Genomic DNA, 15381 nt, shown 5'->3' with positions numbered 1-15381 from the left:
CATGACCCCCTCGGAACGGATGTACGTGGCCTTGCGCGCGGCCATCCTGCACGGCGACTTCGCGCCTCGGCAGTCGCTGAAACCGCAGGAACTGGCCACCAAGCACGTGGTCAGCCTGGCCGTGGCCCGCGAGACCCTGCTACGCCTGGTCGGCGAAGGGCTGGCCGAGCGGCTGCCCAACCGGGGCTTCGCCGTGCCGGCCACCGGGGCCGAGCGCTGGCAGCAGATCGCCGAGGCCCGGGCCACGGTCGAGCCGGCCATGCTGCGGATGGCCATCGAGCGCGGCGACCTCGAATGGGAGGCCCGCGTGCGGGCCGCCCACCATCGGCTGGCGCGCGCCACGCCGTACGAGCAAGATCCTGATTCCTGGTCCGAGGCGCACCGCCTCTTTCACCGCGCGCTGCTCGAAGCCTGCGGCAACGACGTGCTGCTGGGCACCTTCGACCGGCTCTGGATCGACAGCGAGCTGGCCCGGCGCTGGTCGGCCGTCAAGGAGCCGGCCCGTGACGCCGCCGCGGAGCACCTGGCTCTGGAGGAGGCGGTGCTGGCGCGGGAGGCCGGCCGGGCGGCCGACCTCCTTCGCCGTCATGTGACCCGGACGGTCAGGACGCTGAGGACGTCTTGACCAGGGTTCGGATCTGGCGGAGCAGCACCGACAGCGCCGCCAGCTCGGCCGGCGTGTCGTTCACGTTGCCCATGGCGTTGGCCGCCCGGGCGATGGAAGCTGCATTGACACGTTCCCACTCGGAAACCCGGTCGTCGGCCGAGGCGTCCACCGGTGTCGACTGCAGGACCTCGGCCGTCAGCGCGGCCAGCGCCGCGTACAGGTCGTAGCGCAACGCCATCCGGGCCAGCGTCTGCCAGCGGTCCCCGCGCGGCAGCTTGGAGATGTGCGACAGCAGCTGGTCGATGTGGAAGCGCTCGGACAGGGCGAAGTAGACCGGGGCCACCTCGTCCACGTCGCGGCCGGTGGCCACGCCCGTCTCCAGGATGTCGAGCACGCCGAAGCCGTAGTTGACCAGCGTCACCCGCTCGGCCAGCTCCATCGGCACGCCCTTGTCGACCATCCAGGCGATGTGCTCGTCCATCGAGAGACGCTCGTTGCCCTTGAGGACCGCCGACATGCGCGGCATCAGGTCCTGCACGCCGGGGCGCAGGCGGGCCACCTCACCGGCCACGTCGATCGGCGAGCGCCGGGTGCTCACCAGCCAGCGGACCGCCCGGTCGAGCAGCCGCCGGGACTCGAGGAAGACCACCGTCTGAGCCGGCGTCGGCACCTGGTTGTCCAGGGCCTCGGCGTCGGCCCAGATGCCGGCCAGCCCGTACGTGTCGCGGATGACCACATAGGCCCGGATGACGTCGGCCGCCGAGGCGCCGCTCTCCTCCATGGCGCGGAAGATGAACGACGTGCCGCCCCGGTTGACCACCTCGTTGACCAGGACGGTCGTGATGATCTCGCGGCGCAGCCGGTGCCCGGTCATGCGGGAGCCGAACCGCTCGCGCAGCGGCGTCGGAAAGTATCCGGACAGGACGGAGGCTGTCCAGGGCTCGTCGACGAGTTCGTCGGCCAGCACCTCCCGTTCCGCGGCGATCTTGACGTACGCCAGAAGGACCGCGAACTCCGGCGCCGTCAGCCCTTCGCCGTTCTCGTAGCGGGTGGCCAGCTCGGCGTCGGTCGGCAGGGCCTCGAGCTCGCGGTTGAGCTGCCCGCTCTCCTCCAGCCAGGTCAGCATGCGGCGGTGCACCGGCAGCAGCGAGTGCGCCTGCGAGCGGGCGTTGCCCAGGGCCTGCGCCTGCTCGTAGTTGTCGCGCAGCACCAAGGCCGCGACCTCGTCGGTCATGGCCGCCAGCAGCTCGTCCCGCTCGGGCAGGCTGAGCTCGCCCTCGGTGACCGCGCCGCCCAGCAGGATCTTGATGTTGACCTCGTGGTCGGAGCAGTCGACACCGGCCGTGTTGTCGATGAAGTCGGTGTAGATGCGGCCGCCGGTCCGGGCGAACTCGATGCGGCCGCGCTGGGTCAGGCCCAGGTTGCCGCCCTCGCCGACCACACGGCAGCGCAACTGGCCGCCGTTGACGCGGATGGCGTCGTTGCCCTTGTCGCCGACGTCCGCGTGCGTCTCGGAGGCCGCCTTGACGTACGTGCCGATGCCGCCGTTCCAAAGCAGATCGACCGGCGCGCGCAGGATGGCCCGCATGAGCTCGACCGGGCTGACCGCCGTCGCGTCGCCCAGGTCGAGGGCGGCGCGCACTTCCGGCGAGACAGGGATCGATTTGGCCGTACGGGGATAGACCCCACCGCCCTGCGAGATGAGCGACCTGTCGTAGTCGTCCCAGGACGACCGCGGCAGGTCGAACAACCGCTGCCGCTCGGCGAACGACGCGGCGGCATCCGGAGTGGGGTCGAGGAAGATGTGCCGGTGGTCGAAGGCGGCCACCAGCCGGATGTGCTGGGACAGGAGCATCCCGTTGCCGAAGACGTCGCCGCTCATGTCGCCCACGCCGACCACGGTGAAGTCCTGCGTCTGGGTGTCGACGCCGAGATCGCGGAAGTGCTTCTTGACCGACTCCCACGCGCCCCGGGCCGTGATGCCCATCTTCTTGTGGTCGTAGCCGGCCGAGCCACCGCTCGCGAAGGCGTCGCCCATCCAGAAGTCCTTGCCGACCGAGATCTCGTTCGCGATGTCGGAGAACGTGGCCGTGCCCTTGTCCGCCGCCACCACCAGGTACGGGTCGTCGCCGTCGTGCCGGACCACGTCCCGCGGCGGCACGATCTTGCCACTGTGGATGTTGTCGGTGACGTCGAGCAGCGCCGTGATGAAGCGCTTGTAGCACTCCACCGCCTCGTCGCGGTCGCCCGGCTTCTGCTTGAGCACGAAGCCGCCCTTGGCGCCGACCGGCACGATCACCGCGTTCTTCACCATCTGCGCCTTGACCAGGCCGAGGATCTCCGTACGGAAGTCCTCACGCCGGTCCGACCAGCGCAGGCCGCCGCGGGCGACGGCGCCGAACCGCAGGTGGACGCCCTCGAAGCGAGGGGAATACACGAAGATCTCGTACTTCGGGCGCGGCTGCGGCAGGTCGGGGATGGCCTGCGGGTCGAGCTTGAACGCCACGTACGACTTCGGCCGCCCGTCCGCGCCCCGCTGGAAGAAGCTCGTGCGCAGGGTGGCCTGGATCAGCGTCAGATAGGAGCGCAGGATCCTGTCCTGGTCGAGGCTGTCCACGTCGTCGAGCAGCCCGGTGATCCGGTCGACCAGCTCACCCGCGAGGTGCGTCCGCTGCTGCTCGCCGGCCTCGAGCCGGGGCGAGAACCGCGTCTCGAACAGCCGCACCAGCAGGCGGGCGATCTCCGGGTAGGCGATGAAGGTCGACTCGAGGTAGCGCTGGGAGAAGACGCTTCCGGTCTGGCGCTGATATTTGGCGTACGCCCTCAGCACCACCACCTGACGCCAGGTGAGCCCGGCCCGCAGCACCAGCTCGTTGAAGCCGTCCACTTCGGCCTCACCGCGCCAGGCCGCCGCGAACGCGTTCTCCACCTGCGGGCGCACCTCGGCCAGCTCGCGATGCGCGGCCGGCGGCTGCAACCCGAAGTCGTACAGATAGATGGTGCCGTCGCTGCGCCGGATCTCGTACGGCCGCTCGTCCACCACCCGCGCACCCAGCGAGTGCAGCACCGGCAGCACCGCCGACAGCAGCATCGGCTCGCCGTACCGGTAGACCTTGAACCGCACGTCGTGGTCGTCGGGCTCGGGCTCACCCGTGCGCCCCGGCCGCCGCTTGCGGTAGAGGTGCATCTCGAGCTGGCCCTCCTCCTCGAGGAGCTCGAGCTTGGCCAGGTCCTGCATGCCCTCGTACGGCGTGTGGCCGTCCTTGTAGCTGTCCGGGTAGGCCGTCGAATACCGCGTGAACAGGTCGCGCGCCGCCTCCTCGCCGAGCTTGCGCTCGAGCACCAGGGAGAAGTCGTCGTCCCACATGCGGGTGGCGTCGGCCAGCATCTCGGCCAGCGCGTTCGGGTCGACCTTGCCCGGCGGGTCGGCCGGGTCGGTGCGCACGATGAAGTGCACCCGGGCCAGCATCCGCTCGGTGACCCGGGTCGTGTAGTCGAGGCCGACGCCGTTCAGCTCGCGGAGCAGGATCTCCTGCATGTGCAGGCGGTTGCCGGTGGTGAACCGGTCGCGCGGCATGTAGACCAGGCACGAGATGAACCGGCCGTAGCCGTCGCGCCGCAGGAAGAGGCGCAGCTGGCGGCGGCCCGCCATCCGCAGGACGCCGATCACCGCCTCGTACAGGTCATCGGTCTTGATCTGGAAAAGCTCGTCCCGGGGGTACGTCTCGAGGATCTGCAGCAGGTCCTTGCCCGAGTGGCCGCGCGGCGAAAGGCCCGAGCGGTCGAGCACCTCCATCACCTTGCGCTTGACGACCGGCAGCTCACGGACGCTGGTCCGGTACGCCGAGGAGCTGAACAGGCCCAGGAAGCGCCGCTCGCCGATCACCTCGCCGGACGAGTCGAACATCTTGAAGCTGATGTAGTCGAGGTAGGCCGAGCGGTGCACGGTGGCTCGCGAATTGGCCTTGGTGATGACCAGAAGCCTTTTCTCCAGGGCCCTCTTGTACGCCTCGGGGGTCATCGACGAGAGCTTGCGGGGCTTGCTGTCACCGCGCAGGATCCCCAGCCCGGAGCCGGGAACGGCACCCAGCACGTCGCCGTCGAGGCGGTACTCCCGATAGCCCAGGAACGTGAAATGGTCGTGGGCCAGCCACTTGAGCAGCTCGATCGAGTCGGTGACGTCCTTGTCGGGCACCGGCAGCTTGGTGTCGGAGCCGCGCGCGGTGGCCAGCTCGTCGGCGATCACTATGGCCCGCTGGCGCATCCGCGGCCAGTCCTCGACCGCGTCCCGCACGTCGGTCAGCACCCGGCGGACCTCGTTGTGCAGCTGCGACCGGGTGTCCTCGCTGCGGATCGGGTCGATCTCGATGCGGATCCAGCTCTCGACCAGGTCGCCCTCGATCGCGTCGTCGGGCTCGACGTCGGCGGCCAGCTCGGCCAGCGCGCCCAGCGGCTCGCGCCGCACCACGATCAACGGGTGCACCAGAAGGTGCACCTGCAACTGGTGGGCCGACAGCAGCGCGATCACCGAGTCGACCAGGAACGGCATGTCGTCGGTGACGATCTGCACGACCGTGTGGCACTGCGACCCGGACGGCGGCGTGATGGCCAGTTTCAGCTCGCCCGGCAACCTCGTGCGGGCGAGCTCGCGATGAGCGACCGCGGCGTCGTACATCTCCTGCGGCGTGAACCCGACCAGCTCCTCATCGGGCGCGAACCGCCAGAAGCGGCCCACGAGCTGGGCGGTTGCATGATCGCTGCCCGCTACCTCGACGGCCTGGGCCACCAACCGCTCCCCGTTGGGCAGCGGCTCGTCGAGCTCGCCCTCGTCGGCGGAGGCGCCGAGGCGCCCCGTCAGGGCCAGCCCCGGTCCGGCGGCGTAGTCCAGATCGGCTTCGGTATCGGTTGCGGCCTCATCGGCGACAGCCATGGTCTGGCGCTCCCCTCACCCACCACACTGTGGGTTCGAACGTGTCGAGGACAGCCTAGAACGCGCCGGAGGCGGCGATCACACTCGCGGTGTGAACGGTCCGATCGGCGGCGATTTTGACCTTTCTCACCTTGCCCGGGTCAACGGGACGGGCATCGGTTGACTACCGTCACGTCAGATCCTTTGGGTTTGTCTCATACCCCCGGAAAGGTGTGACCATGCGCCGGTTCGCCGCCACCGCCGCCACCCTGGCTCTGGCCGGTGCTCTGCTCGCCGGCTGCACCGGCGACGGGCCCGACGGCGCCCTCGACGACTTCCTGGCCGGCTGGCGCGCCAACGACCTGAGCAAGGTCGGCTTCGTCAGCGCGGCCGGCGGCAAGCTCGCCTCGGCCGACGTGCAGGCCCAGCTCAAGGAGCTCACCGGCGAGCTGGTCAACGCGAAGATGACGGTCACCAAGACCGGCGAGCCGAAGACCACCGGCGACGACGCGACCCACCCGATCAAGCTCGAGTGGAAGCTCCCCGGCGACGTCACCTGGTCGTACGACAGCACCGTCCGTCTCACCAAGAGAAACACGGACGGCTGGTCGGTGATCTGGGAGCCCGCGCTGGTGCAGAGCGACCTGGTGGCCGGCGACAAGGTCCGGCTCGTGCGCGTCCCCGCGACCCGGGCCAGCGTCCTCGACGCGGCCGGCCAGCCCATCGTCACCGCCCGCGAGGTGGTGACCATCGGGGTGGTCCCGCAGAACATCACCGACCTCGCGAAACTCCAGAAGGACCTGACCACCGCCCTGGCCAGGGTCGGCGTCACGGTGGACATGGCCGACCTGGCCACCCGCGTGAAGGCCTCCGACCCGGGCGCGTTCGTCGACGTGGTCACCCTCCGCCGCCCCGACTACCTCAAGATCCGCAACGAGGTGCGCCCGCTCAAGGGCACCCAGTTCCAGGAGGCGAAACGCGACCTGGCCCCGACCAGGGCCTTCGCGCGGGCCCTGCTGGGCACGGCCGACCAGGCGACCCGCGACGACATCGACGAGAACCCGCAGAAGATCGTCCAGGGCGACGTCGTCGGGCACGGCGGCCTGCAGGAGAAGTACGACGCCACACTGCGCGGCACGACCGGCCTGTCGGTGGTCGTCTCCCGCCCGACGTCGGAGTCCGACGACACCCCCAAGGACACGGAGATCTTCACGGCGAAGCCGGTGGCCGGCAAACCGATCAAGACCACGATCGACGTGAAGACCCAGCTCGCCGCCGACCAGGCCCTGGCCTCGATCAAACAGCCGAGCTCCCTGGTCGCCGTCAAAATCAGCGACGGCGCGGTCCTGGCGGTGGCCAACGGCCCCGACGGCGGCACGGTCGACACGGCCCTGACCGGTCAGGTCCCACCGGGTTCGACCTTCAAGGCGGTTTCCGCGTACGGGCTGTTGCAGCGCAAGGCGGTGACGGCCAACGCCACGGTCGCGTGCCCGGCGAAGGCGACGGTGGCCGGCCGCGAGTTCAAGAACGCCGACGGCGAGGTCCTGGGCAACGTCCCGTTCCACGTCGACTTCGCCAAGTCGTGCAACACGGCCTTCGTGGCCCTGGCCCCGAAACTGGGCGCCGACGGCCTCCAGAAGGCGGCCACCGACCTGGGCCTGGGCGGCAAGTGGGACCTGGGCGTGGAAACCTTCAGCGGCAAGGTGTCCCCCGCCGCCACCCCGACCGAGCTGGCCGCCGCCACCTTCGGCCAGGGCGCGACGGCGGTGAGTCCGCTGGCCATGGCCAGTGCCACCGCGGCCATCGCCCGGGGCCAGTTCAAGCAGCCCAAGCTGGTCCTCGACCCGGCCCCCGCGGCCCCCGCCGCCGACGGCCCCAAGCTGGACGAGGCCGCGGTGACCCCGCTGCGCCAGATGATGCGCGAGGTGGTGACGGCCGGCACCGGCACGGCCCTGAAGTCCACCCCCGGAGGCCCGGTACACGGAAAGACCGGAACCGCCGAGTTCAGCGAGGAAACCGAGGACACCCACTCCTGGTTCATCGGCTACCAGGGCGACATCGCTTTCGCCGTGATGGTCCAGAAGGGCGGCGCCGGCTCCGAGGCGGCGGTCCCCGCGGTCGACCGCTTCCTCCGAGCCCTGGCGAAGTAGTCAGGCGATGTCGGCCGGCGCGCCCTGACCAGGGCCGAGGCCGACCTCGAAGGCCGGGCGCTGGGCCGGGAGGGAGAAGTTGTCGGGCGCCGGTTCCTCGTTGATCCGCGGCCGCAGCATGCCGGGACGGGTGGCGGGCAGCGGGTCGGAGTCGAGCAACGGTGCCTGCCCCAGCGGCCTCGGCACGAGGCCCGCCGCGGCCACCGGCTCGGACTCGGCCTCCACGGCAACCTGGGGCTCGGGCTCGGCCTCCGCAACGACCTCGGGCTCGGGCTCGGCCTCATCAGCGTGATCGACAGGCTCGGCGTGATCGGCGTAATCGGCGGGCTCGGCGTAATCGGCGGGCTCGGAACCCGCAACGCTGTCGGCGAGGTCGGCCGGCTCGGAAACCTCGACGCCGCCGTCGCGGTCGGCGAAATCGGTGAAGTCGGTGGGCTCGGGGTTGGCCGGCTCGACCGGCTCCTCGTCGCCCGCGTCCGGCTCGTCTGCGTCGTCCGGAGCCTCGTCGGGGATCTCCTGGTCGGGGTCGCGGGGCAGCGGCGGCGTCTCGGCGCCCTCCTCGACGGCCAGGATCGTCGTGGCCGGGACCGCGGACTCGCCGGAGGCTTCCTCCACGCCGGCGGACATGCCGGCGGCGGCCAGCGTCACGCTCGCTGTTGCCGCGGCGGCTCGACGGTGTTCCCACTCCACGTCTTCCGGCGAAGTGGCGGAGGGGAAGGAAGTGGGCGGGGAGAGCGGACCCGCCGGGGCAGCGCCGTCCATGTCGGCCCGGGCCGCGATCAGGTCGGGGCGTGGGGTGACGTTGTGGGCCACTTCCAGGCCGGCCACCACGGCGGCGGTGATCTCGGTGGCGTAGCGGCCGTCGGGGTCGTAGTCGGGGTCGAAGACCGTGATCTCCACGCCAAGGCAGTGTGGGGACTCGACCAGGCCGGACAGCAGGATCTCCAGCTCGGGGAAGGCGATGCCGCCAGGAGACGGAGCGTCGACCGCGGGCATCACGGCCGGGTCCAGAACGTCCACGTCCACGTGCACCCAATAGCCGGCGCAGTCGACCAGCTGGTCGCGGGCCCACTGGGCGCTTCGGGCGGCGCCCTCGGCTCGCAGCGCGGTGACCGGGCGGGTCACTATGCCGGCGGCCTGGAGGTCCAGGCGGTATTCGTCCTGGGCCCGGATGCCGAGGACCACCACGTCGACGTCGCGGAAATAGGGGCGGCGGCTCTCGATCGCGGCCAGGTCGGCCTGGCCCCGGCCGGTCACCAGGGCCAGGTCCTCGCCGGCGGCGGCCCCCACGTAGGACGCGTTACCGGGGTGGCGGAAGTCGGAGTGGCCGTCGACGAAAACCAGGCCGATGCGGCCGCCGACCGCCTCGCCCAGGCGGTGCATGGCCACGCCCGAGCCCAGCAGGATCGAGCAGTCGCCGCCCAGGACCACCGGGAACTCGCCGGCGTCGAGGATCGCACCGATGCGGTCGGCCAGGGCCCGGGAGTACGCCGCGATCTGCTGCGCGTGGGCCACCCCGTCGCCGGGACGCCAGTCGCCCGGGTCGTACCGGGGCGGGGTGAGGCAGCCGGCGTCCCGGGCGCCCAGCTTGGTGATCAGGCCTTTGTCACGAAGCGCTCCGGGCGCCTTGGCGCAGCCCGGCACCGACGTCTCGGTCGGCGGGCGCAGACCGAGATTGGACGGTGCGTCGAGGACAGCGATGCGGCGCACGGAGCGGCTCCCTGCCTAGAAGAGGGCGCTGGCCAGGGCGCGCCGGGCGCCGGCCACCGCGGGATCGTCGGGGCCGGCCACGCTGAACAGCGAGAGCAGGTGTTTGCGTACGGCGTCGCGGTCGTCGCCCGCGGTCCGCTTGACCAGGGCCACCAGGCGCGCGTAGGCCTTGTCGGCCTGGCCGCTGAGCACCTCGATGTCGGCCGCCAGGCGCTGGGCGTCGACGTCGTCGGGGGACGCGTCGGCCTTGGCCAGCGCCGCCGCCGGGTCGGCGCCCTGGATGCGGCGGTAGAGCTCGACCTGGGCCAGGCCCGACTCGGCCGCGGCGTCCTGCGGGGACTCGGCCAGGATCTTCTTGTACGCCGCCTCGGCCTCGTCGAGGTCGCCGGTCATCAGGGCGTCGTCGGCCGCGTCGAGCCTCGGGTCCTCGGGCGCCTCGACGGCCACGCCGCCGGCCTTGAGCACCGCGTCGACATACTGCTTGACCTGGCTCTCGGGCAGCACGCCGGTGAAGCCCTCGACGAGCTGGCCGCCGACCACCGCGACCACCATCGGGATACCCTGCACGCGCAGCGCCTGAGCGAGCCGCGGGTTGGCGTCCACATCGACCTTGCCGAGCACCCACGAGCCGCCGCCGGCCTGAGCGAGCCGCTCGAGGATCGGGGACAGCTGCTTGCAGGGCTCGCACCAGTCGGCCCAGAAGTCGAGGATGACCGGCGTCGCGAGCGAGCGCTCGAGGACGGCCGACTGGAAATTGGCCTCGGTGACGTCGATGATCGTCTCGGGGCCGGCGCCGCCGGGCAGGCCACCCGGGATGGCGCCGGGAGGCGGCCCGCCGTGCGCGGCCGCCTGCGGGTCGGCGGGGGCAGCGGGGCGGCTCGGCGCCGGAGAGGGCGCGCGCAGCGCGCTGAGATCGACCGCGCCGCGGGTGAAGATCGACGGAGTGGTCCGTGGGTCGCTCATGGTTACCTAGTCTCGCACGCTGACAAGGCGCTCCGCCGCGCCGCGGCGGGCCTGATATCGGACGTCACAGCATAACGGATGAGTTATCCTTTTAGAATGCCGTCGCTGAATCCCGAGAAGCTTCGGGCCGACTCGGCCCGGGTGCGCGAGCTGATGCTCTCGGTCGCCCGCGAGCGGCTTCGGGCCGGCGACACCGACCTGCCGATGAACGCCATCGCCAAACAGGCGGGCGTGGGCGTCGGCACCGCCTATCGCCACTTCGAGACCCACCAGGTGCTGCTCGAGGCGCTCGCCGCCGGCAGCTTCGCGGCGCTGGTGTCCGAGGCCCGGGCCGCCGAGCGCGACACCGACCCGGCGGCCGGCTTCGCCCGGATCATGCGGGCCGGCCTGCGGCTGATGCTGGCCGACCCCGCGCTGGCGGCCGTACTCTCCCGGCCGAGCTTCACCTGCGACGAGACGATCGCCCTCGGCGCCGAACTGTTCGAGGCGTTCGGCGCCGTGCTCGAGCGGGCCCGGGCCGCCGGCGCCGTCCGCCCCGGCATCACCGGCGACGACCTGCGCCGGCTCATGTGCGGCGTGCAGCACGCGGTCCGCACCGGCGGCGACGATGCCTCGGAGCGCTACCTCGGCGTACTCCTCGACGGTCTTCAGAATCGGGCCGGCTCGCGGTAGACGCCCCACTCCTGCTTGAGGACCTCGCAGATCTCCCCGAGGGTGGCCTCGGCCCGCGCCGCGTCGAGCATGGCCGGGATCATGTTGTCCCCGCTGCGGGCCGCCGCCAGCATGCGGTCGAGGGCTTCCTTCAGCCGTACGCCATCACGCCCGGCCTTTCTCGCACCCAGCTCCCGTTTCTGCGCCACCTCGACCTCGTGGGAGACCCGGAGGATCTCCAGCTCCTTGGCCACCGTGCCGGTGTGCGCGTTGACACCGACGATGCGTTTCTCGTTCTTCTCCAGTGACTGCTGATAGACGAACGCCGCCTCGGCGATGTTGGCGGTGAACCAGCCGTCCTCGATGCCACGCAGGATGCCGGCCGTGATGCTGCCGTCGTGGCCGAGCTCGCGGATGCGGGCGAAGATCTCCTCGGCCTCGGCCTCGATGCGGTCGGTCAGCTCCTCCAGATACCAGGAGCCGCCGAGCGGATCGGCCACGTTGATCACGCCGGTCTCCTCCATCAGCACCTGCTGCGTCCGCAGGGCGATCTCGGCCGACTCGTCGGTGGGCAGCGCGAGCGTCTCGTCGAGCGCGTTGGTGTGCAGCGAGTTGGTGCCGCCGAGCACCGCGGCCAGCGCCTCCACCGCCGTACGGACGACGTTGTTGACCGGCTGTTGTGCCGTCAGGGAAACGCCGGCCGTCTGCGTGTGGAACTTCAGCCACAGGGCTTTTTCGCTGGTCGCGCCGTAGTTGTCGCGCAGGTGGCGGGCCCAGATGCGGCGGGCGGCGCGGAACTTGGCGATCTCCTCGAAGAAGTCGATGTGCGCGTCGAAGAAGAAGCTCAGCCCCGGCGCGAACTGGTTGACGTCGAGCCCGCGGCTGAGGCCGAGCTCGACGTACCCGAAGCCGTCGGCCAGCGTGTACGCCAGCTCCTGCGCGGCGGTCGAGCCGGCCTCGCGGATGTGGTAGCCGCTGACCGACAGCGGCTTGTATTTCGGGATCTCGCGGGCGCAGTACTCCATGAGGTCGCCGATCAGGCGCAGATGCGGCTCGGGCTGGAAGAGCCACTCCTTCTGCGCGATGTACTCCTTGAAGATGTCGGTCTGCAGCGTGCCGTCGAGCTTGTGGATGTCGGCGCCCTGGCGCTCCGCGGCCACCAGATACATGCAGAAGATCGGCACGGCCGGGCCGGAGATCGTCATGCTGGTGGTGGTCTTCTCGAGGTCGATGCCGTCGAAGAGCACATCCATGTCGGCCGCAGAGTCGATCGCCACCCCGCAGTGCCCGACCTCGCCGAGCGACTGCGGCTCGTCGGAGTCGCGCCCCATCAGCGTCGGCATGTCGAACGCGACGCTGAGGCCGCCCCCGCCGGCGGCCAGGATCATCTTGTAGCGCTCGTTGGTCTGCTGGGCGTTGCCGAAGCCGGCGAACTGCCGGATCGTCCAGGTGCGCCCGCGATAGCCGGTCGGATAGAGGCCCCGGGTGTACGGGAACTCGCCCGGCCAGCCGATGCGGTCGAACCCGGGATAGGCGGCGCCCGCCGGCGGCCCGTAGACGGGGTCGACCGTGGCGCCGGACAGGGTGGTGAAGTCAGCGTCGCGCTTGCGGGCGGCGTCGTAGCGCCGCTGCCAGCGCTCGCGTCCGGCCTCGATGTCGGCTGCGTCCATGCGCACCATCCTAGGGGCAAACCTGAACGATCCCTAAGGCTCTCTTCCCTCGAAGATCCAGGCCTGCGGATCGCCCTTGCGATACAGCATCTTCATGACCAGCGGGAACATCGCGTCCCGGATCGCCGACCCGATCGGCCCGGCGGTCTTCGAACTGCCATTTCGTTTGCCGTACGCGACCACGCGCTCGACACGCGCACGACGGCGCCGCTCGTATTCGGCCAGGGAACCGCTCCTCCCGAGGGCCACCGCGTCCTCGATCGCCATCGACGCGCCCTGCCCCGACGAGGGCGAGACCGCGTGGGCGGCGTCACCCGCGAGCACGACGCGCTCGCTGTGCCAGACCGGCACCCGGGGCAGGTCGTCGGTGTTCCACGGCCCGAGCGCCTCGTCCGTGGCCCGGATGATCGCCGCGGCCGGCAGGTCGTCACCCTCGAACAGCTCGATCAGATGGGCCCGCCACTGCTCCGGGGTGAACTCCCCGGGCTCGACCGGCCACTTGCGGGGCGGATTGGCGAACCACCACACCCGGCCGTCGGGCGCGACACCCCACCCGAAGAAGGCCCGCCGGCCGAAGGCCATGTGCATCATCCCGGGCGCCCGGTCCAGCGGCACGTCGACGGGCCGGTCGGTGAAGCCGCCCGCGTTGAGCAGCCCGAGATAGCGCGGCTTCGGGCCGCCCGGGTTGAGCAGCTCCCGGGTCCGCGACCGGAGGCCGTCGGCGCCGACCAGGAGGTCGCCCGTCTCGTGAGTGCCGTCTTGGAAGCTCACTGTCACACCGCCGGGCTCTTCGGTGAAGCCGGTCAGGCGCTTGCCGTGCTCGATCGGGATGCCGCGCTTCTCGGCGGCCCGGCGCAAGGCCGCGTAGAGGTCACTTCGCTTGATCGTCGTCGTGACGGTGCCGTCCGGAGTGGGCCCGCCCAGCGGCACCACGGCCAGGCGCCGCCCCTTGGCGTTGCTCATCGTCAGCCGCGGCGTCGGAAAGCCGGCGGCCAGGATCTCGGCCGGGTCCTCGCCCAGCTCGCGCAGGGCCGCGAGGCCATTGACGGCCACGGTGAGCCAGGCGCCTTTCTCACTTTCGTTTTCGGCGTACGCCTCGTAGACGCGCGGCTGCCAACCGGCCCGCTCCAGGGCGAGCGCGGCCACGGTGCCGGCGACACCACCGCCGGCGATCACTGCTCTCTTGTTAGTCATACTCTAACTATGCATACCATGACTATGAGGGTCAACCCCGTACGCTGATCACGTGGTCACCTCCGAACCGCGCCGGTCCACGCTGGGCATGGTGCTGCTGGCGCTGCTCATGGAAGCGCCCATGCACCCGTACCGGATGCAGCAGATGATCAAGGAGCGGGGCCAGGACCAGCTGGTCAACGTGGCCCAGCGCAACAGCGTCTACCAGGCCCTGGACCGCCTGGTCCGCGACGGACTGGCCCGCCCCGGCGGCACGTCACGAGAAGCCGGCCGCCCCGAACGCACGATCTACGAGATCACCGAAGAGGGCACGGCCGCGATGCGCCGCTGGCTGACCGGAATGCTGCCGGCCCCCGCGCGAGAGTTCCCGGAGTTCCCGGCGGCCCTGGCCTTCCTGCCGGTCCTGCCACCGGCCGAGGTGCGCGAGCTGCTGGAAAAGCGCATGGAGGCCCTGACCGAGAAGGCGGCCGCCATCCGGGCCCAGGCCCCGGCGGGCCTGCCCCGCTTGTTCCTCATCGAGGACGAGTACCGAGTCGCCATGCTCGACGCCGAGCTGAAATGGCTCCGCGGAGTAGTGAACGACCTGACTGAGGGCACCTTGACGTGGAGCGCGGAGCTGATCGCCGAGACGCTGGAGCGCTTCCCACCCAGCACGTGACGCAGTCCGCCCGAAGCTCCCGATTCATAAGCCCAGGACGGGTCGAGATCGTCGACGGCCCGCTCGCCGGTACCACCTACCGGACCCCGAGCGAAGCCGCACGCGCCGTGGTGGCGCACTACAAGCCAGCCGTCTCCGCATCGCAACGGCTGGTCCTTTTGGCTCCTGACGGTGAGCAGACGTCACTCCACCGCTCGCCCCAGGCGAGTAGCCGACCCCTGAGGGACGGACCACCCGCCTGAGACGACAGCCGGTGAGCAACGAGCAGGCAGCCCGACGATCGAGACCTACGCCGTCAGGTCCAGGGCGTGGTACAGGCGGGATGTCGTCGTGTTCAGGTCGGCCAGGCGGGACGCGGGGACGCCGCTCATCAGGGCCACCCGCCGCTCCCCGGCGGCTCGGCTGAGCAGGACGCCGACCTGGGTCGACGCGCGTTCCATGACCATCTGGCGGGCCAGCATCGTGGTCGGGTCGGTCTCGTCGACGGTGGGGGCGACCTTGGCCGTGGCCTTGACCGTGTTCGCGGCGACTGTGGCGTCGCGGGCCAGGCCGGCCGAGTACGCGGCCGTGCGGTCCACCGAGGTGACGGCCGGGATCGCCGGCATCTCCAGAGTGGGTGCTGTGGTCCGGGGCTGCGTGTCGGCCACGCGGGAGCTCTGCTGCAGGGCAGCGCTCTGCAGTAGCGGGTGCAAGTAGGTGGCCGTGGTTCCGGTGACCCGGGGGAAGGTGATCGGTGCAATCATGCTGCACCCCGGCTGCTGCCCTTGTGACTGATCATGTCCGCTATCCTTTCCGGCGCTGACTAATTCAGCGTATGCCGGAAAAATCAGGACGTCATCGGGCGCACGGGCGAGAGGCCACGCCGTCCG

General features: G+C 70.9%; 9 protein-coding genes and 1 pseudogene. 4 read left to right on the top strand and 6 right to left on the bottom strand.

The features are described from left to right. Position 1: 1 nt before the first annotated feature. Positions 2-625 carry a GntR family transcriptional regulator gene (locus CRP55_RS04945; protein ID WP_097318749.1) on the top strand — a complete coding sequence of 208 codons (624 nt, stop codon included), beginning with the start codon at positions 2-4 and terminating at the stop codon, positions 623-625. On the opposite strand, the gene CRP55_RS04940 is transcribed toward CRP55_RS04945, so the two are convergent. After that, entirely contained in the window at positions 603-5537 is a 4935-nt protein-coding gene (locus CRP55_RS04940) for an NAD-glutamate dehydrogenase (RefSeq protein ID WP_097318203.1), read from the bottom strand. The two genes, CRP55_RS04945 and CRP55_RS04940, sit on opposite strands and share 23 nt — an antisense overlap. 218 nt (positions 5538-5755) lie before the next feature. On the opposite strand from CRP55_RS04940, the gene CRP55_RS04935 reads away from it, so the two are divergent. Further along, positions 5756-7666: a penicillin-binding transpeptidase domain-containing protein gene (locus tag CRP55_RS04935; RefSeq protein WP_097318202.1), complete on the top strand. Its 1911-nt coding sequence runs from the start codon at positions 5756-5758 to the stop codon at positions 7664-7666. A gap of 770 nt (positions 7667-8436) precedes the next feature. Here the strand turns inward: CRP55_RS04935 and CRP55_RS04930 are convergent. Next, positions 8437-9376, bottom strand: a pseudogene (locus CRP55_RS04930) (arginase family protein); the annotation flags it as partial. Positions 9377-9391: 15 nt separating this feature from the next. Continuing rightward, positions 9392-10339 carry a tetratricopeptide repeat protein gene (locus CRP55_RS04925; protein ID WP_097318200.1) on the bottom strand — a complete coding sequence of 316 codons (948 nt, stop codon included), beginning with the start codon at positions 10337-10339 and terminating at the stop codon, positions 9392-9394. Between the two features lie 96 nt (positions 10340-10435). Between CRP55_RS04925 and CRP55_RS04920 the strand changes: the two genes are divergently transcribed. Beyond that, positions 10436-11011 (top strand): TetR/AcrR family transcriptional regulator, encoded by a 576-nt coding sequence (locus CRP55_RS04920; protein WP_218854051.1) that lies wholly within the window; start codon positions 10436-10438, stop codon positions 11009-11011. Here CRP55_RS04920 and icmA read toward each other — a convergent pair. Both icmA and CRP55_RS04910 read right to left on the bottom strand, forming a co-directional pair. After that, positions 10987-12660, bottom strand: a complete 1674-nt coding sequence (icmA, locus tag CRP55_RS04915; protein WP_097318199.1) for a coenzyme B12-dependent isobutyryl-CoA mutase large subunit — start codon at positions 12658-12660, stop codon at positions 10987-10989. The genes CRP55_RS04920 and icmA overlap by 25 nt on opposite strands. A gap of 33 nt (positions 12661-12693) precedes the next feature. Then, positions 12694-13854, bottom strand: a complete 1161-nt coding sequence (locus CRP55_RS04910; protein WP_097318198.1) for an FAD-dependent oxidoreductase — start codon at positions 13852-13854, stop codon at positions 12694-12696. A gap of 52 nt (positions 13855-13906) precedes the next feature. On the opposite strand from CRP55_RS04910, the gene CRP55_RS04905 reads away from it, so the two are divergent. Next, positions 13907-14512, top strand: a complete 606-nt coding sequence (locus CRP55_RS04905; RefSeq protein WP_245922782.1) for a PadR family transcriptional regulator — start codon at positions 13907-13909, stop codon at positions 14510-14512. Positions 14513-14799: 287 nt separating this feature from the next. Here the strand turns inward: CRP55_RS04905 and CRP55_RS04900 are convergent, their stop codons facing one another. Next, the gene (locus CRP55_RS04900; RefSeq protein WP_097318197.1) at positions 14800-15255 is read right to left on the bottom strand and encodes a hypothetical protein; all 456 of its coding nucleotides are present in this window, start codon (positions 15253-15255) and stop codon (positions 14800-14802) included. Positions 15256-15381: the final 126 nt, after the last annotated feature.

Origin of the sequence: Paractinoplanes atraurantiacus (assembly GCF_900215205.1) — a bacterium.
GTDB lineage: Bacteria > Actinomycetota > Actinomycetes > Mycobacteriales > Micromonosporaceae > Actinoplanes > Actinoplanes atraurantiacus.
This window is presented reverse-complemented; position numbering and strand designations above follow the sequence as displayed.